Annotated in this window: 20 protein-coding genes; 7 read left to right on the forward strand and 13 right to left on the reverse strand. The window is 65.3% G+C overall.

The features are described from left to right. Positions 1-22: 22 nt before the first annotated feature. Together C7T96_RS15565 and C7T96_RS15570 are read right to left on the reverse strand one after the other, a co-directional pair. Complete coding sequence (locus C7T96_RS15565) at positions 23-1,849, reverse strand: feruloyl-CoA synthase (RefSeq protein WP_245414153.1); 1,827 nt, start codon at positions 1,847-1,849, stop codon at positions 23-25. Positions 1,850-1,887: 38 nt separating this feature from the next. Further along, positions 1,888-3,021, reverse strand: a complete 1,134-nt coding sequence (locus C7T96_RS15570) for an ABC transporter substrate-binding protein (protein ID WP_106572170.1) — start codon at positions 3,019-3,021, stop codon at positions 1,888-1,890. A 300-nt stretch (positions 3,022-3,321) separates the two neighbouring features. On the opposite strand from C7T96_RS15570, the gene C7T96_RS15575 reads away from it, so the two are divergent. The 3 genes from C7T96_RS15575 (at position 3,322) to C7T96_RS15585 (ending at position 6,631) form a co-directional block, all read left to right on the forward strand. Further along, positions 3,322-3,936, forward strand: a complete 615-nt coding sequence (locus tag C7T96_RS15575) for a TetR/AcrR family transcriptional regulator (protein WP_158264391.1) — start codon at positions 3,322-3,324, stop codon at positions 3,934-3,936. A 157-nt stretch (positions 3,937-4,093) separates the two neighbouring features. Further along, positions 4,094-5,530, forward strand: a complete 1,437-nt coding sequence (locus C7T96_RS15580; RefSeq protein WP_106572172.1) for an aldehyde dehydrogenase family protein — start codon at positions 4,094-4,096, stop codon at positions 5,528-5,530. Between the two features lie 147 nt (positions 5,531-5,677). Further along, the gene (locus C7T96_RS15585; protein ID WP_106572173.1) at positions 5,678-6,631 is read left to right on the forward strand and encodes a Gfo/Idh/MocA family oxidoreductase; all 954 of its coding nucleotides are present in this window, start codon (positions 5,678-5,680) and stop codon (positions 6,629-6,631) included. Between the two features lie 39 nt (positions 6,632-6,670). On the opposite strand, the gene mnmA is transcribed toward C7T96_RS15585, so the two are convergent. After that, positions 6,671-7,852 (reverse strand): tRNA 2-thiouridine(34) synthase MnmA, encoded by a 1,182-nt coding sequence (mnmA, locus tag C7T96_RS15590; RefSeq protein WP_106572174.1) that lies wholly within the window; start codon positions 7,850-7,852, stop codon positions 6,671-6,673. A gap of 256 nt (positions 7,853-8,108) precedes the next feature. Here mnmA and C7T96_RS15595 point away from each other — a divergent pair, with 256 nt between their 5' ends. Then, positions 8,109-8,384 carry a DUF1153 domain-containing protein gene (locus C7T96_RS15595; RefSeq protein WP_106572175.1) on the forward strand — a complete coding sequence of 92 codons (276 nt, stop codon included), beginning with the start codon at positions 8,109-8,111 and terminating at the stop codon, positions 8,382-8,384. A 15-nt stretch (positions 8,385-8,399) separates the two neighbouring features. Here C7T96_RS15595 and C7T96_RS15600 read toward each other — a convergent pair whose 3' ends face one another. Next, entirely contained in the window at positions 8,400-8,840 is a 441-nt protein-coding gene (locus C7T96_RS15600) for a paraquat-inducible protein A (protein WP_106572176.1), read from the reverse strand. A 143-nt stretch (positions 8,841-8,983) separates the two neighbouring features. Next, a complete protein-coding gene (locus tag C7T96_RS15605) occupies positions 8,984-9,361 on the reverse strand; it encodes a flagellar export protein FliJ (RefSeq protein WP_106572177.1) in 378 nt (125 codons plus the stop codon). 432 nt (positions 9,362-9,793) lie between these two features. Between C7T96_RS15605 and ctrA the strand changes: the two genes are divergently transcribed. Further along, positions 9,794-10,489, forward strand: coding sequence for a cell cycle two-component system response regulator CtrA (gene ctrA / locus C7T96_RS15610; protein ID WP_106572178.1), 696 nt, complete (start codon positions 9,794-9,796; stop codon positions 10,487-10,489). 200 nt (positions 10,490-10,689) lie between these two features. Here ctrA and C7T96_RS15615 read toward each other — a convergent pair whose 3' ends face one another. Then, complete coding sequence (locus tag C7T96_RS15615; RefSeq protein WP_106572179.1) at positions 10,690-11,058, reverse strand: response regulator; 369 nt, start codon at positions 11,056-11,058, stop codon at positions 10,690-10,692. Between the two features lie 144 nt (positions 11,059-11,202). After that, entirely contained in the window at positions 11,203-11,832 is a 630-nt protein-coding gene (locus C7T96_RS15620; protein ID WP_106572180.1) for a histidine phosphotransferase family protein, read from the reverse strand. A 434-nt stretch (positions 11,833-12,266) separates the two neighbouring features. Between C7T96_RS15620 and C7T96_RS15625 the strand changes: the two genes are divergently transcribed. Beyond that, entirely contained in the window at positions 12,267-12,794 is a 528-nt protein-coding gene (locus C7T96_RS15625; RefSeq protein WP_106572279.1) for an EipA family protein, read from the forward strand. A 139-nt stretch (positions 12,795-12,933) separates the two neighbouring features. After that, positions 12,934-14,175, forward strand: a complete 1,242-nt coding sequence (locus C7T96_RS15630) for a hypothetical protein (RefSeq protein ID WP_106572181.1) — start codon at positions 12,934-12,936, stop codon at positions 14,173-14,175. Here the strand turns inward: C7T96_RS15630 and C7T96_RS15635 are convergent. From C7T96_RS15635 to C7T96_RS15660, 6 genes are all read right to left on the reverse strand, one after another. Further along, entirely contained in the window at positions 14,164-14,982 is an 819-nt protein-coding gene (locus C7T96_RS15635; protein WP_106572182.1) for an RNA methyltransferase, read from the reverse strand. The genes C7T96_RS15630 and C7T96_RS15635 overlap by 12 nt on opposite strands. Before the next feature lie 135 nt (positions 14,983-15,117). Next, positions 15,118-15,441, reverse strand: a complete 324-nt coding sequence (locus C7T96_RS15640) for a metalloregulator ArsR/SmtB family transcription factor (protein ID WP_106572183.1) — start codon at positions 15,439-15,441, stop codon at positions 15,118-15,120. 168 nt (positions 15,442-15,609) lie between these two features. Then, the gene (locus tag C7T96_RS15645) at positions 15,610-16,389 is read right to left on the reverse strand and encodes a HugZ family protein (RefSeq protein ID WP_106572184.1); all 780 of its coding nucleotides are present in this window, start codon (positions 16,387-16,389) and stop codon (positions 15,610-15,612) included. A gap of 36 nt (positions 16,390-16,425) precedes the next feature. Further along, positions 16,426-17,583, reverse strand: a complete 1,158-nt coding sequence (locus tag C7T96_RS15650; protein WP_106572185.1) for a CaiB/BaiF CoA-transferase family protein — start codon at positions 17,581-17,583, stop codon at positions 16,426-16,428. A gap of 16 nt (positions 17,584-17,599) precedes the next feature. Beyond that, a complete protein-coding gene (locus C7T96_RS15655; RefSeq protein WP_106572186.1) occupies positions 17,600-18,361 on the reverse strand; it encodes a 3-hydroxyacyl-CoA dehydrogenase in 762 nt (253 codons plus the stop codon). Between the two features lie 257 nt (positions 18,362-18,618). Continuing rightward, positions 18,619-19,470: an ABC transporter permease gene (locus C7T96_RS15660; RefSeq protein ID WP_106572187.1), complete on the reverse strand. Its 852-nt coding sequence runs from the start codon at positions 19,468-19,470 to the stop codon at positions 18,619-18,621. Position 19,471 lies beyond the last annotated feature (1 nt).

The raw sequence follows: 19,471 nt of genomic DNA on the forward strand, positions 1-19,471 counted from the left end.
CGTCCGATGAGCGGTCGTTAACCTATTCGAGGCCGATGAAATCGGCCGGATCCTCGCCGTGCAGACGTTTAACCTCGTCGGCTCGGCGGGAGAGTACGGCGCGCTGGTTGACGTAACCCTTGTCGGTGATTTCACCCGCGTCGACGGCGGGCGTGGCATCGAGCAGGCGCGCGCGGGTCGCATGGCGCGAGGAGCCGCCGCCGCGCGCCTTGAGCGCGGCCAGGCCATTGCGCACATGCGCGCGCACCCGCTCGTGATCGAGCACGGCCCTGAGCGGCGCGTCGTCGCCCAGCCCGGCCAGCTTTCGGCAGGCCGCAGCGTTGGGAAACACCAGGAAGCCGACCTCCTCGCGATCGTGGCCGGTGACGACGATGTCCTGCGCGACCGGATCGAGCGCGGCGATGCCCTGCACGCGCAGATCGCCGACGCTGACCCAGGTGCCCGACATCAGCTTGAAATCCTCCGCCACGCGACCGTCGAAGAACAGCCCGCGTTCGGGGCGCTCCGGGTCGGCGAGCCGCACCGCGTCGCCGATCTTGTAAAACCCTTCCTCGTCGAAGGCCGCCCGCGTGAGGTCGTTGTTCTTCAGATAGCCCGGCGTCACGTTCGGACCGCGCACCCGGATTTCGAGCTTGTCGCCGGCCGGCACCAGCTTGAGTTCGGTGCCGGGAACCGGAATGCCGATATTGCCGCTGCGCTCGGCCTGGAAATGGCAGTCCGTGGCGAGCGGCGCGGTTTCCGTCGAACCCCATGAACTCACCATCGGCACCGCCGCGCCGGTGGTCTCGCGCGCCATCGTCTCCAGCGCCGCCCACAGGTTCTGCGGCAGGGCCGCGCCGGCATAGAAGATGACCTTGGTGCGGGTGAAGAAGCGGTGGCGCAGGTCCGCATCGTCGCGCAGCGCGCCGATCAGCATGTCGAAGCCGCGCGGCACGTTGAAACAGATGTCGGGGCCGACTTCCTTCAGATTGGCGACTGTGTGATGAAACAGATGCGGGGCCGGCTTGCCGGCGTCGATATAAAGCGTGCCGCCGTTGCGCAGCACAAGGTTGAAATTGTGGTTGGCGCCGAATGTGTGGCTCCACGGCAGCCAGTCGACGATCACCGGCGGCTCGCTGGCTAGAAACGGCCAGGTCAGCGCTTTGGCTTCCTGACTCGCCGTCAGCATGCGGTGGGTGTTGATCACCGCTTTCGGCGCGCCGGTCGAACCGGAGGTGAACAGGTAGCGCGCGGTCGTGTCGAGGCCGACGGCGGCGAAGGCGGCGTCGACGGCCGCATCGTCGCTTTCGGCCAAAAGCGCGCCAAAATCGGTTGCCACGCCATTTTCGGCAAGGCGGCTGGTGACGACGAGACCGTCATGGCGGTCGGCGACCGCGGCCAGGGCGGTCGAAAACAGCGCCTCGTCGCTGGCATAGACCAGACCCGGCTGCAGCAGGGTGATCATGGCGCGCAGTTTTTCGTGATCCTGAGACATCAGCGAATAGGCCGGCGAGACGGTCGCCACCGGAACGCCGGCATGCATGGCCCCAAGTGCCAGAAGCGCATGGTCGATGGCGTTGTCCGACAGGATGGCGACCGGCCGCGCCGCCGAAAGGCCGCGCTTGAGAAGGAAGGCGGCGATCGCGCGCACCCTGGTCAGCGTTTCGCCGTAGGTGATGGTTCGCCAGGCGGCTGCCGGGTCGTCGCGCTCGGCGAGGAAGGTCCGTTGCGGGTCGTCCCGGGCCCAGCGGACCAGCCATGCGCCGACGCAGCGCGCCGGCTCGGGCAGCGCGACGGGGCTCGACAGGATCGTCGAGCCGTCGTCGCGCCGGGTCATGCACACCCGGGGTTCGGCAAACAGGGCAGACATCGGGCCGGAACTCCTCGCCGTGGCGACCATGACGAGGCCTATTCCATATATTTCCAAGCCCCGTTCTCGACCCTCACCAGCACGCGGCTGCGCTCGTCATGCCCGTAATGGTCGTCCGGCGAGGTGTTGAAGACGCCGTGCACGCCCGCGACCTCGTTCATGTTTTCCAGCGCGTCGCGCAGCGCGGCGCGGAACTCCTCGCTGCCCGGCGCGCTCTTTTCCAGGGCGACCGGCACGGTTGCCAGGATGATCTGGCCGGCATCGAACATATGGCCGCCGAAGGACGACAGCGAGCCTTCGCCATGCGCGGCCTCGTAGGCCTTGGTGTATTCGACGCCGAGCGCCTTGGAGGGATGGGAATCGGGCAACTGGGCGGCGACAACGACCGGGCCGACAGGCAGGATGCTGCCTTCGGCCGAGGCGCCGGCGACCCGGATGAAGTCGAGGCTGGCCGAGCCGTGGGTGTGGTAGATCTGGCCTTCATAGCCGCGCTCGGCCAGTGCCAGGTTGGGCAAGGCCGCCGGCGTGCCCGAGGCCACCACCAGCACGGCGTCGGGCCGGGCCGCCACCAGCTTCAGCACCTGGCCGGTCACGCTGGTGTCGTTGCGCGCGAAACGCTCGATCGGCTCCATCGTGATGCCGGTGCCTTCGAGCGCCTTGTTCATGACGTTCAGCCACAATTCGCCGTAGCCGTCGGCATAACCGATGAAGCCGAGCGTCTTGACCTCGTTCGCGGTCATGTGTTCCACCAGCGCGCCCGCCATCTGGCTGACCGGCTGCGGCGTACGGAACGCCCAGACCTCCGATTCCTCCGGCAGGCCGACGGGGGCAAGCGTGAGCACCGGCGTCTTGGTCTCGGCCGCAACGCCGGCGACCGCGATCGTCGTGGGCGTCGTCGACGAGCCAATCAGAAGGTCGGCCTTCTGCTCCTCGATGCATTTACGCACGTTCTTGACCGCCGCCGTCGGATCGGTCGCGTCGTCGAAGGAGATGTAGTTGATTGCCTCGCCGGCCACTTCCTTGGGCAGCATGGGGATGGTGTTGTTTTCCGGCACGCCGAGCGAGGCCGCCGGGCCGGTGGCCGAAACGGTGATGCAGACCGAGATGTCGGCAAGGGCCGGCGTCGCGGCGAAAAGGCCGCAAAGCCCGGCAAGCGCGAATTTCACTTTCATCGAAGACCTCCCTGTTGCTTTGAGCGCGTCCCGCCTCCTGCGGGGCGCTGCCCTATGGTCTAGGCCGGCGTCGAGGCCGAACCCGGCGCGCTATCCGTGGCATGAAGTCAGGCCCGGCGCACGCTGCAATGCACAAATCCACTCGCCTGGAATGTTGCATTGCGAAAAGTTCCTATACGGTAGCGTATGTTATTTTCTGTTTATTTTCCAAACGTTGCCGTAAAGCATAAAACATGTCAATACGGTTGCGTATGGTCATTGCAATCATGGCCGAAAATGCCAATTGCCGTCGGTGCCTTCATGTCGATTACGTCCGATCGAAACGAGCCCAGTCTTCGCAGTTCCGCCGCCGGCGGCAACCGGCTGACGGAGCGCGAATGGATCGACGCGGCCTTCCGGCATATCGCCAAGGCGAATTTCGACGACATCCGGGTCGAGGAACTGGCGCGCGAGATCGGCGTCACCAAGGGCAGCTTTTACTGGCATTTCCGCAATCGCCAGCATCTGGTCGAGCGCGTGCTGGAACATTGGATGGACCGCGCCACCATTCAGGTGACGCGCTGGGCCCGCTCGGAGGAGGGCACCGGCAAGGAGCGGCTGGCGCGGCTGTTGTCGCTGCCGGCCAACACGCCGCCCGACAAGCACGGCGCGGACATCGAGCTTGCGGTGCGCTCCTGGGCGCGGCGCGAGAAGCTCGCCGCCGAAACGGTGCGCAAGGTCGACGAGATGCGGGCCGAATTTTTCCTCGAATTGATGGGCGCGCTCGGTTTTTCCGGTGGTGAGGCGCGCCGCCGCGCCGCGATTGCCCAATCCTTTATGTTGGGAGAAGCCTTGCTGAAGACGCATCCGGACCGGCAGGAGCGTCTTGCCGCCGTCGACATGTGTGTTGCGTTCCTCAGCGGCGCCGCTCGATAGGTCGCCAGGATCGCCGGTTTCGGGCCCCGAGCGGCGTTGCCGTATCGGCAGCGCGCCCTGCCGCCACATCTCCCGTTGACGCAGAGCCGGAAATCCGCGCTAAAGGGCGCGCACATGACAGCGGACCGAGCTGGAAAAAACAGGACAGGAACAGACCATGGCGGAACTGCATCGCAACCTCATCGACGGCGTTTGGGTGGACGGCGAAGGAGTGGCCAACATCAACCCGTCCGATACGAACGATGTCATCGGCCATTATGCGGGCGCCACCGGCGATCAGGCTGCCGACGCCATCCGCGCCGCGCGGGCAGCGTTCCCCGCCTGGTCGCGTTCCGGCCTGATGGAGCGTCATGCGATCCTGCGCAAGACGGCCGACGAGATTTTCGCCCGCAAGGACGAACTCGGCCGGCTGCTGGCCCGCGAGGAAGGGAAAACGCTTCCGGAGGGTATCGGCGAGACGGTGCGCGCCGGTCAGGTTTTCGAGTTCTTCGCTGGCGAAGCGCTTAGACTGGCGGGCGAGACCGTGCCGTCGGTCCGGCCCGGCGTCGGGGTGGAGATCACCCGCGAGGCGGTCGGTGTCGTCGGCATCATCACGCCGTGGAATTTTCCGATTGCCATCCCAGCCTGGAAGATCGCGCCGGCGCTGTGCTACGGCAACACGGTCGTGTTCAAGCCGGCCGAACTGGTGCCGGGCTGCGCCTGGGCGATCGTCGACATTCTCCATCGCGCCGGCCTGCCCAAGGGCGTGCTCAATCTTGTCATGGGCAAGGGCTCCGTCGTCGGCCAGGCCATGCTCGACAGCCCCGACGTCGATGCCATCACCTTTACCGGTTCGGTGGCGACCGGCACACGTGTGGCGGCCGCCTGCGCAAAACACATGCGCAAGGTGCAGCTCGAGATGGGCGGCAAGAACCCGCTGGTCGTGCTCGACGACGCCGATCTGGCGACCGCGGTCGACTGCGCCGTCAACGGTGCCTTCTTTTCCACCGGCCAGCGCTGCACCGCCTCCTCGCGGCTGGTGGTGACGCAAGGCATTCACGACCGCTTCGTCGAGGCCGCGACCGAAAAGCTGCGCGCGCTGGTGGTCGACAACGCGCTCAAAGAGGGCACGCAGATCGGCCCGGTGGTCGACGAGAATCAGTTGGCGCAGGACGAGAAGTACATCGCCATCGGTCGCGACGAGGGCGCAAAGCTCGCCTTCGGCGGCGAGCGCCTCAACCGCGAGACGCCAGGATTTTACCTGCAGCCGGCGCTGTTCACCGAGGCCAGCAACACCATGCGTATCTCGCGCGAGGAGATTTTCGGGCCGGTGGCCTCGGTCATTCGGGTGAAGGATTACGAGGAAGCGCTGTCGGTTGCCAACGATACGCCCTTTGGGCTTTCCGCAGGCATCTGCACCACCAGCCTGAAGCACGCCACGCATTTCAAGCGCAATGCAGAGGCCGGCATGGTGATGGTCAATCTGCCGACCGCCGGCGTCGATTTCCACGTGCCGTTCGGCGGACGCAAGGGCTCCAGCTACGGGCCGCGCGAGCAGGGCCGTTACGCGGCCGAGTTCTACACGACGGTGAAGACCGCCTACACGCTCGCCTGAGCCGGGCATGCCGGCGGGCGGGTCGATTGCCGTCGCGTCCGCGCGGCGGATGGCGGTCGCCGGCAGCGTGTCTTCAAACGGGCCGTAGGGGTTGAGTTCGCGCCGGGCGATGGATATGTCAGGCCAAACCTGTCAGGCTAGTGTCATATGGCGCCACGTATTGCAGTTCTTGGATGCGGTTACTGGGGGAGCAACCACATCCGGACTCTCAAGAAGCTCGGCGTCCTTCATGCCGTCTCGGACGCCAACGGCGCGCGTGCGGAAGGTTTTGCCAGCGAACAGGAATGTCTGGCCATCGCGCCGGACGAGCTCCACCGGCGCGATGATGTCGACGCGGTGGTTTTGGCGCTGCCGCCGCAATACCATGCCGAGTTCGCCGAACGGCTGGTCACGGCGGGCAAGGACGTGCTGGTCGAAAAGCCGATCGCGCTGACCGTTGCCGACGCCGAGCGCACCGTCGCCGCGGCGCGCGCGCATGGCCGCGTCTTCATGGTCGGCCATGTGCTGCGCTTCCATCCCGCCTTCGAGACCCTGAAGGCGCTGATCGACAAGGGCGAGCTCGGCGAAGTCAGATATATCCACTCGCATCGGCTCGGCTTGGGCAAGTTCCACACCGAAAACGACGCGCTGTGGGACCTCGCCCCGCACGATTTGTCGATGATCCTGGCCATTACCGGCACCGCGCCGCTGGAAGTGCGCGGAGAAGGGGCCGCGATCCTCGACAATCTGAGCGATTTCGCGCATCTGCACATGCTTTTTCCCGGTGGCGTGCGCGGCCATCTGTTCACCTCGCGTCTCAATCCCTACCGGGAAAGGCGGCTGACGGTCGTGGGCACCAAGGCGATGGCGGTGTTCGACGATGTCGAGCCCTGGGAGCGCAAGCTCGCCGTCTACCGCCATGCGGTGTGGCAGGATTCCGGCCAGTGGGCGTTCACGGCCAACGAGCCGTCTTATGTCGAGGTGCAGCAGGGCATGCCGCTGACCCGCGAACTGGAGCATTTCATCGACTGTCTCGACACGCGCGCCGAACCGCGCACGACCGGCGAGGAAGCGGTCACGGTTCTGAAAATACTGACCGCCGGAACGGTCATTCACGATTAGAGTGGGCGATCGCGCCGACGCGCTGCGCCGGCTGTTCACTCAGCCATGCGCCGACACGGTGCGCAGGCGCGCCAGGGCGGCTTCGGCCTCGTCCGCGCGGCGCGAGCGTTCGATGAAGCCGCCGCCATACACCCGCGCTTCATCGCCGGGGTCGGAATAAAGCACGCAGGCCTGTCCTGGCGCCACGCCGGTCTCGCCGTCGAGAAGCTCCACCACCGCCGCGCCGTCGCGCCAGTGCAGGACGGCCGGCCCCGGCGGTCGCGTCGAGCGCACGCGGGCGAAGACCTCCATGCCTTCGGCCGGCAGGGTCTCGGGCGCGCCGTCGCCCAGCCAGTTGAAATCGCGCAGCGTCACCTGGCGGGTTTCGAGCGCCTCGCGCGGTCCCACGATCACGCGTGCGCTCTGTGCGTCGAGCTCGACGACGTAAAGCGGCTCGCCGGCCGCGATCCCGATGCCGCGACGCTGCCCGATCGTGTAGTTGACGATGCCTTCGTGACGGCCGAGCGTGCGCCCGTCGATATGGACGATGTCGCCTTGCGTGGCCGCTTCAGGCTTCAGCCGGGCGATGATGTCGGCGTAGCGGCCCTGCGGCACGAAGCAGATATCCTGGCTGTCCTGCTTGCCCGAAACGCTGAGCCCCATCTCCTCGGCCATCGCGCGCACCGCGTTCTTGGCCATGCCGCCGAGCGGAAAGCGCAGATAATCGACCTGCTCCTGGGTGGTGGCGAACAGGAAATAGCTCTGGTCGCGATCGGCATCGGCCGGGCGGTACAGTGCCCTGTGCGCACCGTTGGCGCGCGAGCGGATATAGTGTCCAGTGGCGAGCGCGTCGGCGCCGAGCTCGCGCGCGGTCGCCAGAAGATCGGCGAACTTGACCGTCTGGTTGCAGGCCACGCAGGGAATAGGCGTTTCGCCGGACAGATAGCTGGCTGCGAAGGGAGCGATCACGGCCTCGCGGAAACGCTTTTCGTAATTGAGCACGTAATGCGGCACGTCGAGCGTTGCCGCCACGCGCCGCGCGTCCTCGATGTCCCGGCCGGCGCAGCACGACCCGGACCGGTGCGCGGCCTCGCCATGATCGTAGAGTTGCAGCGTGATTCCGACGACGTCGTAGCCTTCGCGTTTCAACAGCCCGGCGACGACGGAGGAATCGACGCCGCCCGACATCGCCACGACGACGCGTGTATCTTGCGGGCGGCCCGGAAGGTCGAGACTGTTCATGATCGATACGGCTCGTCGTTCGAAGTCGCGGCGGTAATGCCAACACCCCTTAGATAGGTCAAGCGGACCGCTATCGCCAGTCGGCGGCGGGGTAGAGCGGACGATGCTGGTCGCGTCCGCCGAATGGGCCCAAAACGCTCAAGTTTTATCCAGTCTCGTTTCGCAACAGGGCGGTGTGGAACGTTTAGCGCTTTTTTAAAGCTGTGGGTCTAGTCTGGTGAGGATTAGTGTTTGAGTGAGTAGTTCAGAGAGTGCAATGACCGAGCTGGTTAGACCTCGCGTTAAGTACGTTATTGGGCCAGACGGCAGCCCGCTCACCATTGCCGACCTGCCGCCTTCGAACACGAGGCGCTGGGTGATCCGCCGCAAGGCGGAGGTCGTGGCGGCGGTTCGCGGTGGTCTGCTCAGCCTCGACGAGGCCTGTCAGCGCTACAAGCTGACCGTCGAGGAGTTCCTGTCCTGGCAGGCGTCGATCGACGAATACGGCCTGGCGGGCCTGCGTACCACGCGTATCCAGCAATATCGCCACTAGATAGTCCGGTTGCCGTCACCGGTGGCGCACAAGCGCCGCCGCCGTCGCCGTCAACACCACCGAGGCGGCGAAAAACCAAAGGCCGGGCTGGGCGGCGGCCGCGGCCAGACCGCTGGTCTTGGCGGCGAAAATCACCAGGGCGACCAAAACCACATCCAGCATCGACCAATTGGACAGGGCTGCCAACCAGCGCGGCACTGACCGGTGCGCGCCGTCGCCGGCATAGGCGGCGACATGCAGCAATCCGAGTTTCAGCGTCGGCAAGGCGATCGAAAACAGCCCGACAAGCAGGGCCAGCAGCCAGTCGCCCGCGGTCCACAGGCCGAAGACCAGGCCGACGAGAGACGGCTCCTCGGTGAACACCAGCAGCCTGTCGACGCGCAGGAGCGGCAGGACGATCCCGAGCGCAAAGCACAAGGTCGCGGCAAAAAGCAGAACGGGCAGCAGATAACGCATCCCCGCCCTATAAGCCAGCAATGACGGCAGGGACAGCCGCGCCATGCGGTGAGACCGCACGCGGCGGGTCTGTTGAGCGTAGCATCGCGAGAAAACGTCCGCCCGCCGGGGGAGCGGGAGGCGTGGCGGTTCTGGTGCCAGGATCAGCCGACGATGGCGCGGCGCAGTTCGTTTTCGGCCTCGCGTACGCGTGTGTCGCGCGTCTCGAGTTGTTCGGCCTTGGCGAGTTCGGCTTCCGCCTCGGCCAGCGCCGCCTCTGCATTGGCCTTTTGCTCGATCAGGTCGAGCCGCGAGTTGTTGAGGTTGTCCCGGCGCTGACGGGCCGCCTTGGCGAAGGTGGGATAGGCGAAATGCGACGTATCGGTGATGCCGGACTTCTTTTCCTCGTGCAGGATCTGGGCGTCCAATTCAGAGGCCATACGGTCGAAATCTGCGATCATCGCATCGATCTGAGCCAATTGCCGGCGGGCTTCACTGACCTTGAACTGTTTCAGTCGCACCAGGTTTCCACGTGATTTCATAACCCACACTCCACACTACGCTACTCACGATCGCGCGCATCGAACTCGTCGCGCGTCCCCCCGGTCGCGGCCGCCACCACAGATATCCTCAACTTTCTCTGTCGCGGTAACCATTCGTTTACGGGCACCGTTAATCATAGTGGGGAGGGCTTAAGGCCGGGTAAAGAAACCTGGTTCGCCGGAGACGAAACCGACAAGCTGAGTCGCCTGAGTCGCTTATGCCGGTTTTCTAAGCCAGAACATTAACGAGCGTGATCGAAGATTCATGTGTGGATTCAAGACGGTGACAAAACGTGCTCAACGTTTGGCCTGCGCTTGCCAGACTGAATCAGATTTTGTTAACCATTTGCTGGCAGCCTCCGATTCACGTAATGGCTGCTCCCGGGACGGTCGAGCCGCGACGGCGGTCGGGCGGCAGAGAAGGGGAATGAGATGCGCGTCCTTTTGATCGAAGATGATGGTGCCACGGCGCAGAGCATCGAGTTGATGCTCAAGTCGGAGAGCTTCAACGTCTACACCACCGATCTCGGTGAAGAAGGTGTCGACCTTGGCAAGCTCTACGACTACGACATCATCCTGCTCGACCTGAATCTTCCGGACATGTCCGGCTACGAGGTCTTGCGCACGCTGCGGCTTTCCAAGGTCAAGACGCCGATCCTCATCCTGTCGGGTCTCGCCGGCATCGAGGACAAGGTTCGCGGCCTCGGCTTCGGTGCCGACGATTATATGACCAAGCCGTTCCACAAGGACGAGTTGGTGGCACGCATCCACGCCATCGTGCGCCGCTCGAAGGGCCATGCCCAGTCCGTCATCACCACCGGCGACCTGATCGTCAATCTCGACGCCAAGACGGTGGAGGTCGGCGGCCAGCGCGTGCATCTGACCGGCAAGGAATATCAGATGTTGGAGCTTCTCTCCCTGCGTAAGGGCACGACGCTCACCAAGGAGATGTTCCTCAACCACCTTTACGGCGGCATGGACGAGCCGGAACTGAAGATCATCGACGTCTTCATCTGCAAATTGCGCAAGAAGCTCGACGCGGCCTCCGGCGGCCAGAACTTCATCGAGACGGTCTGGGGGCGTGGGTATGTGCTGCGCGAACCCGAGGAAGTACGCGCCAGCGCCTGACCGGGACGGGCCTCAGGATCCGAGACGATGCCCGGCCATGCCGGGCATTTTTCGTTCCGTTCCGGGTTTCAATTCGTTGCAGGTCTCAGAACGCGACCGGCTCTTTTACGGGAGCGGGACACAGGTCAAGCCGCATGCCCAAAGGTCGGAAATCCCACCGACACGGTGCCAACGGCTGCGGACAGGCGGGCGCGGCCGGCCTACGCGGCTTCCTGCAATTCGCGAAACCGCTCGACGAGCTGCGCCCGGTTGAACGGCTTGAACATGTAGCCATTCGCCCCAGCGCGCTTGGCGCGCATGATGGTTCCGATATCGAATTCCAGGATCGAGATCAGGATGCGCACGTTCTTGCCAGCGGGCAGCGCCTTGACGTCGCGGATGAAGTCGCTGGAGGCCATGTCGGGCAGCACGCAGTCGACGATGATCGTGTCGGGCATTTGCGTGGCGCACATCGCCAGGGCGTCGGTGCCGTTGGAAGCCTCTACGACCACGGTGTCCTGGCTTCCCAAAATCCGATTGACGACTTTGCGGATAATGCTGGAGTCGTCGATGATCATGCAGCGCTTCATCGTCCCAATCCCTGATTGCGGCCCAAAATGCCGGCATGCCGGCTACCCCGACTGCATCCTAGAACGGGATCGTAAAGGAATTGGCCTAACCGGGACCTAAAATTTGAACCGTCGCCGGGATCGGGTTTGGCCTGGCCTGGCCGGTCAGGCGGCCGTCAGGGTCACGTCGTCGGCCGTGGCGCGGATCGAGATCGTCATGCCGGCCTCGCGCGCCAGCAGCAAGGTGTAGTAGGGCTGCACGGCATGGGCGTCGATCGGCTCTTCGGGTTTGGTGCCCGAGTGCATCTCAAGGAATTTCGGCGGCACGCGCACCATCGGCCCGCTCGCCTTGATGGTGAAGCGCGGGCTGGTTTCCAGCTCGGCCAGGTCGACCGCAAGGCGGCCGCCGCGCGGAATGGCGCCGGCTGCCACCATCAACAGGTTCAACAGCAGCTTGACCTTGTTCTTGGGCAGCAGCGCCCGCGCGCCGTTCCATTCGAGCTCGGGTTTTTCATTGGCGAAAAACGCCGCCGCTACCGAGGCCGCGTCGCCGGTGTCGATCTGCATGCCTGCCGATCCCGCCGCGCCGAAGGCGATGCGCGCATATTGCAGCCGTGCCGAGGCGGTTCGGGCGCTCTGGCGGATCAGCGCCATGGCATCTTCGTCGGCGCCGCCTTCGTCGAGGAGTTCCAGGCCGTTATTGATGGCGCCGACCGGCGAGATGATGTCGTGACAGACGCGGCTGCACAAAAGAGCTGCCAGGTCGGGAGCGGAAAGTGTGAACAGTTCGGACATTGACCGTTTCTCCTCGCGCATACGGAACGCCGTGGCTTGCCGCGCCGGTCCCGCCTGAAATAACGCCCGTGTCGGCAAGCGGATGCCCGGCGCGAATCACCGGTTCCATGCCGGTCCGTTTCGTTACACATGGTCGCGGCCGCTGCAACAAAGGCGGAGGCACGCCGGCGCTGGTTCCGGCCTTTGAAGCGCCATCTTCGTTCGCTTAGTTGCGGCTTGGAAAACGTTTGGTAACCAGGTTTCGTCAATTATGAGGCTCGCCGAACCGCGATGCTTCGGCCGTTCATGGCCCGGCGCGCGCGCCTGAGCGCCGCCGTCCGGCGCCAGTCGGCGCCAACCCTCGTTCACGCCGCTCCGCAAGGGAGACCGATTTGAGATTTTTGCAAAAGCCCCGGACGACGGTCCGGCAGATATTCGCCGCGGCATTCGTCGCCATGGCCGCGCTGGTGATGGCGCCGTCTCCGGCCGCTGTCGCGCAGGAGGGGTACACGGCCCAGGAAATCGTCGATTCGGGGCATCGTTTCTTCGGCGCGACCTCGGGCGGTCTTGCCGCGGTGATCGAGAAGATCTTTTCCGCCTATGGCACCCCCAATGGCTATATTCTGGGCGAGGAGGGTTCCGGTGCGCTGGTCGGCGGGCTGACCTATGGCGAAGGCAACCTCTACACCAAGAATGCCGGCGACCACCCGGTGTTCTGGCAGGGACCTTCGATTGGCTGGGATTTCGGCGGCCAGGGCTCGCGCACCATGATGCTGGTCTACGACCTGCAGACGATCGACGGTCTTTTCCGCCGTTTCGTCGGTGTGGCCGGCTCGGCCTATGTCGTTGCGGGCGTGGGGTTCAACGTGCTCAAGCATGGCGACATGCTGCTGATCCCTGTGCGCACCGGCGTCGGTGCCCGGCTCGGCGTCAATGTCGGCTATCTAAAGCTCACCCAGCGTCCGACCTGGAACCCGTTCTGATCTCTATCGGGCCGGCGGGCTGCGCTCGGCCTTAACGTTAAGGCAAAGTAAACGCGCATGCACTATGGATCGTGACGACGCCGTCGTGGCATCTTGCCTGCGTGCAATCGCGACTTGAAGCTTGGCAGGGCGGCCGGTCTTGATCGAATCCACACTGTTCTTCTCACTGGGTTTTTTGTGCGCGGCCTTTCTCGCGCTGATGATCGCGCCCGCGCTGTGGCGGCGCGCCGTCGCGCTGACCCGAAAACGGATCGAGGCGTCGGTGCCTTTGACGCTGGGCGAGATCGAGGCCGACAAGGATCGCATGCGCGCGGAGTTCGCCATGTCGACCCGGCGTCTGGAAATGAGCATTCAGACGTTCCGCGACAAGGCCGCCAACCAGATCATCGAAATCAACCGCAATCACGAGCAGCTCAAGAAACTGGCTGCCGAGCGCGCGGAGAAGAACGATGCGATCACCGCGCTGGAAAAGCAGGCCGGCGAGTTGCGCGACGAGTTGCGCCAGCGTGAGGACCGCCTGCAGCGCCTCGGCGAGCGGCTGGCGGAGACCGAGCGCGATATCGAGGACAAGGCGGTCGAGCTCGACAAGCTCGGACGCATGTATGACGAGGCCAGCCTGACCGCCAGCAACCGACAGATCGAACTGGTCGCGCGCGAAGCGGATTTCGAGCGCGTCTCCGGCGACGTCGGCACCCTGCGCGAGCAGCGGAAGGACGCCGAGCGGCGCCTGCGCGAGGCGGTCGCCGAAAGCAAGAGTTTGCAGGACAGCCTGCGGGCGGAGAAGAAGAAGAGCGGCGGGTTGGAAAAGAAGCTGGAGCGACTGACCACGACGTTGAGCGATCGCGAAGACAAGCTCGACCGGCGCGAGAAGGAACTCGCCCGGCTGCGCGGGCAGCTCAAGGGCTCGTCCAAGACGGAAAGCGATCTCAGTGCCGAGCTTGCCGAATCGGAAAAGAACCGGGTCCAACTCGAAGCCGAAATCGCCGATCTGACATTGCAGATGTCGACGCTGCTGTCGGGAGCGACCGGCGGCGATGTCGAGAAGGCGGTTGCCAGGGTCGACGAGCAGCGCGCCCGGCTCGAGGAACGCATGAAACTCGTCTTGCGCGAAAACCGCAAGCTCAAGACCGAATTGTCGACCCATGCGCGGGCCCGCTCCGACGATTGGGACGAGCAGCGTCGCGAAAACGCGCTGCTGCGCGAGCAGATCAACGATCTCGCCGCCGAAGTTGTCAAGCTGACCGAGATGCTCGATGGCCCCGACTCGCCGATCGGCGAGGAACTGGCCAAGGCCGGCGAAGGGACGCCGTCCAAGGGGGCGCCGGCGACCAGCCTCGCCGAGCGTGTACGCGCCCTGAAGGAAGCGGCCTCAGTCCGCTGAGCCCGCGCCGTGCCAGAGCCGGTGCAGGGCGATGGCGGAGGCGGCGGCCACGTTCAGGCTGTCGAAACTGTCCGACATCGGGATGCGCACCGTGCGCATCGAGCGCATGACCGGTTCCGGCAGTCCGGGACCCTCGCTGCCGAAAAACAGCGCCCGACGCCGGTTGGGCCGGTATGCGCCGATGGCCGTGCCGCCGGACGGTGACAAGGCCAGGCAGTCGAAGCCGTTTCCGGAAAGACGGTCGACTATCTCCTCCACGGCACCGGCCCGCACGAACGGCACCTTCAGCGCCGCGCCGACCGAGACCCGGATCGCCTTGCGGTAGAGCGGGTCGCCCGCGGTTTCGTCGAGAACGATCAGGTCGGCTTCGAAGGCGGCGGCGTTGCGGAAGATGGCGCCGATATTGTCGTGATTGGCAAGCCCGGCCAGCACGACCACCAGCGCGTTGTCTCCGAGCGCGCCGAGTGCCGTATCGAGGTCGCGCGCCGGGCCCCGGCGGCCGAGCCCCAGAATGCCGCGATGGACGTGGAAGCCCGCCACCGCGTCGAGCACGGCGGCCGGACAGACATAGGCCGGCACGCCGTCGGGCGCGGCCTCGACCAGCCCGGCGACACCGGCGAGCCGGTTTTCCAGCAAGAGCAGCGATTCGGTCTCGAACCGGCTTTGGCGCAACAGGACGTTGAGCACCACCTTGCCTTCGGCGATGAAACGGCCCTGCCGGCCGACCAAATCGCGTTCGCGGATGTCGCGATAGTCGGCGAGCCGGGGATCGGCCGGATCGTCGACGGGAATGATCTGGGCTGGCATGCGGGGAGATCCGGAATCGGTAGCAAAATCCGATCATCGGCCAAATCGGCAAAACTGTGAACCGGGCCCGTCGCGCCGGAGTGCCTATGCTGGGGCGCCTATGCCGGGGCGCCTAAGCCGGGGCATTTGAGCCGGTCAGCGCTGCTCGGAAACCGCGCTCTCGTCTTCGTCTGCGAAAATGTCGTCGAGGGCCTTGAACAACCTTCTGACGTCGTCGGACCCGCAGGAATAGTAGATGGTCTGCTTGTCGCGGCGCGTGTGCACCAGACCGAGATTGCGCAGGCGCGCCAGATGCTGCGAGAGCGCGGACTGGCTGAGCCCGACCTTTGAGGCGATCACCCCGACCGGCAATTCGCGCCCGAGGATTTCGCACATGATCTGTATTCGCTTGCTGTTTGCGAAAGCGGTTAGGAATTCTGCTGCGGTGTCGGCATGAGCCAAGAGTTGTACTGGTGCCAATGTCCGCCTCCTGCGAGGGGATTGATCTGATCGTTGTTTCAGGAAGCCAGGATCGGAAAACGATCCAACCGGGTGCCCCATACCCAGCCGTTACCCCCTGTATCAATGAAGTTAGTCCAGATTCGTAGCGGACGAAAGCGCAGGTGCGTCAAATAATGCCGCTTGGCCTCACGAAGTCGTGGATGCGTCGTCGTTACGCGCCGTTTTTGCCATGTCGACAAGCACGCCGCGCAAATCGGCGGCGTCCGCCAGCGGGCTGGCGAAGAAAATCCGCCGGCTCTCTTCGCCGCTGGCGATATCCAGCCCTTCGGCATCGACGCCGGTCAAAAGCCAGGCGCGCCGGTCCTTGACGCCGGCGAAATGGCGGGCATAGGCCGCGACCGCGTCGCCGTGGTCGGCGTTCATGTGGTCGATCGCGCCCTGTTCGGTATCGGCGAGGGCCGCATTGGCGGCATGGTCGGCGACGAGGTCGGCCCGCGCCAGGACATAGGCCCTGGCAAAACCGCCATTCAGGCTGGCGCCCTGGGGGGCAAGCCTGAAAAAGGAAAAATCGCCGAAATCGGCATAAAGCTTCGCTTTCGGATGCCGGTTGAGGTAGCGGCGGCGGGCGCGCGTGCCCTCTGGGGCGTTGCGGTCGAGCTTTTCGGCGCGACAGCTAAGCGTGATGCGCGGATGGGCGAGCGGGTCGCCCTTGCCTGGCTCGCCGAGCAGCAACGAGCAGCGCGGATCGGCCATCAGCCCGGCGGTATGGCCGGACAAGGCCGAGACCAGGATCAGCGGCGTACCGTCAAGATCGGTCGCCGTCGCCACCCGGCTGGCCGAGGGCGCTCCGGTCTTTGGGTCGAGCACGGCCAGCGCGCCGAAGCGGGCCGTGCGGATCAGCGTGCTGGCGAGCCGGATCGATTCGGCATCGGTTTCACGGATCGGATCGAATTTCTTCTCGGTCATTTTTGTCCCGCGAAGCGGTCGCATTGTTGCTGCCGTTCATGCATCGAGAATGCCCGCGTCGACAAGAGGGGCGGCTCTGGCCGCCTCGATGCCGAAATCGCCCAAAATAGCGGCGGCGGGCCGTTTGGCCACCGGCCCGCGCGGCGCGGACGGGGTTTCGGAGAAGCGGGGAGCGGGGCCGGGCCGAGTCAGGCCGCCGGTCTTGATATGGGTCGCCCGCGCCCGGTTGTGCGGATGCGTCGGCGCTTCGGCAAGCGACAGCACCGGCGCCACGCAGGCGTCGCTGTCTTCGAACAGGGCCGCCCAGTGGTCGCGGGATTTGGATTTCAGCCTGGCGGCGATCGCGGCGCGCATCTCGTCCCAGCGCGCGGTGTCGTACTGCGCCTTGGCCAGGCTCTCCTCGAGCGGCAGCAGGCGCGCGAATTCGGCGAAGAATTGCGGCTCCAGACAGGCGACGGCGACATGTTTGTCATCGGCCGTCTCGTAGGTGTCGTAGAACGGGCAGCCGGAATCGAGCAGATTGGCGCCGCGTCTGTCCTGCCAGATACCGGCCGCCATGAAGGCGAAGAACGGTGCGGCGAGCATGGAGGCGCCGTCGATCATCGCCGCGTCCACAACCTGGCCTTTGCCGTTGCGCCCCCGCGCCACCAGGGCGGCCAGCACGCCCGCGATCAGAAACATCGTCCCGCCGCCATAGTCGGCGACGAGGTTGAGGGGCGGCAGCGGCTTGCCGTTTCTGGGACCGATCGCGTGCAGGACGCCGGACAGGGCCAGATAGGTCAGGTCGTGTCCGGCCCGTCCGGCGAGCGGCCCGTCCTGACCGAAACCGGTCATGCGCCCATAGACGAGCCCGGCATTGTCGGCGCACAGCACGTCCGGCCCCAACCCCAGCCGTTCCATGACGCCGGGTCGGTAGCCTTCGATGACGATGTCGGCGCCGGCGGCGAGGCGGCGCACCAGTGCCACGCCCTCGGCGTGTTTGAGATCGATCTTGAGCGTGTCGCGGCCGTGGCGGTCGAGATCGAAGGCCTCCGGGATGCTCAGGAACGGGCGCCCGGCGCGCAGACGCTCGACGCGCAGGACCTGCGCCCCCATTTCGGCGAGCAGGAGGCCGGCGAGCGGTACCGGGCCGATCCCCGCCATCTCGACGACCTTGAGGCCGGCGAGCGGTCCGGTGCGCTGCGTGCCCTCCATCGCCCGCCGCTCCGGTTCAGCGGGGCGCCATGCGGATCGCGCCGTCGAGGCGGATGGTCTCGCCGTTGAGCATCTGGTTGTCCACGATGTGGCAGGCGAGCGCGGCATATTCCGAAGGCTCGCCCAGGCGCGGCGGGAAGGGCACCTGCTGACCGAGCGATTGCTGCGCCTCTTCCGGCAGGCCCGCCATCATCGGGGTGCGGAAAATGCCTGGCGCGATCGTGCACACCCTGATGCCGGCGCGCGACAGGTCGCGCGCAACCGGCAGGGTCAGGCCGACCACGCCGCCCTTGGAGGAGGAGTAGGCTACCTGGCCGACCTGCCCGTCGAACGCCGCCACGGATGCGGTGTTGATGATCACGCCGCGCTCGCCGCCGTCGAGCGGCTCCAGCTTCTCGCAGCGCACGGCGAAAAGCCGGATCATATTGAACGTGCCGATCAGATTGACTTCGATCACCTTGCGATAGGCGTCGAGCGAATGCGCGCCCTCCTTGCCGGTGGTCTTCATGGCAATCGCGATGCCGGCGCAATTGACCAGGATGCGCGGCCCGCCCAGCGTGTCGGCCACCTCCGCGATCGCGGCTTCTCCGCTCTCGGCGCTGGAAACGTCGCAGCGCACCGCGATGCCGCCGAGTTCGTCGGCGACTTTTTGCGCGCGCTCCATGCCGACGTCGAGAATGGCGATCTTGGCGCCCTTGGCGGCGAGCGCCCTTGCCGTCGCCTCGCCCAGTCCCGAGCCGCCGCCTGTGACGATCGCAATCTCGCCCGATGGGTTCATGGTGAGTTTCCTCCAATAATGTTATGAAATAGAACCATCCAGTCTCATCGTAGCGCCGGCCGAGGCGGCTGCGCAAGCCGGGCGGCGACAGTGCGGTCGATTGCGGTGACGATCAAGCGGAAAAAGCGGATCGGGCGGGGCGGTTCCGACGAATACTATGAAGCCCGTCATCGCGCGGCCCTGGCGCCAAACGGCGCGACGCGCCGAGACTTTATCGTCCGTGCGCGCCGCGCTCCCCTCGGATGATCGGGCTTCCGTCAGCCCGGCGACATGCCGCGCAGCCGCTCATTGCGGCGCCGGATCATTTCCAGCGTACTCAAGAGCAGGATCGACAGCGCCACCAGCAGGCTCGCGAGCGCCAGGATCGTCGGGCTGATTTCCTCGCGCAGGCCGGAGAACATCCGCACCGTCATCGGCGTCTGTTCCGGGCCGGCCATGAAGTTGACGATGACGACTTCGTCGAGCGAGGTGACAAAGGCAAACAGCGCGCCGGAGATCACGCCGGGCAAGAGCAGCGGCAGGATCACCTTGAAGAAGGTGCGCGTCTGGTTGGCACCGAGGCTTTGCGAGGCGCGGATCAGCGTCTCGTTGAAGCCGGCGAGCGAGGCCGTCACGGTCAGCACCACGAACGGCGTGCCGAGCACGACATGGCTGAGGATGATGCCGGGGAAGGTCTGTGACAGGCCGGCGCGGGCGAAAAAGCTGAACAAGGCGGCGGCCGTGATGATCAACGGCACGATCATCGGCGAGATCAGCACGGCGGTGATCAAGCCGCGTGCCGGCATGCTGGGCCGGTTCAGCCCGAGCGCAGCCAGCGTGCCGAGCGCGGTCGCCAGGATCGTCGAGGCGATCGAGATGATGAAGGAATTGCGGATCGAACTCATCCATTCCGTCGAACCGAACAGATTGTTGAACCAGCGCAGGGAATAGCCGTCCGGATTGAAGGTCAGCATCTCGCGCGTGAAGGTGAAATAGGGTTCGGCGTTGAAGGCGAGCGGAATGATGACGATGATCGGCGCGATCAGGAAAAAGAAGATCAGCCCGCAGATTATATTGAAGGCGTAGTGCCAGATGCGCTCGACCGGCGTTGCGTATGACGGCAGGGCCATG

Source organism: Nitratireductor sp. StC3, from assembly GCF_003015025.1.
In the GTDB taxonomy this organism is placed as follows: Bacteria; Pseudomonadota; Alphaproteobacteria; order Rhizobiales; family Rhizobiaceae; genus Mangrovimarina; species Mangrovimarina alexandrii.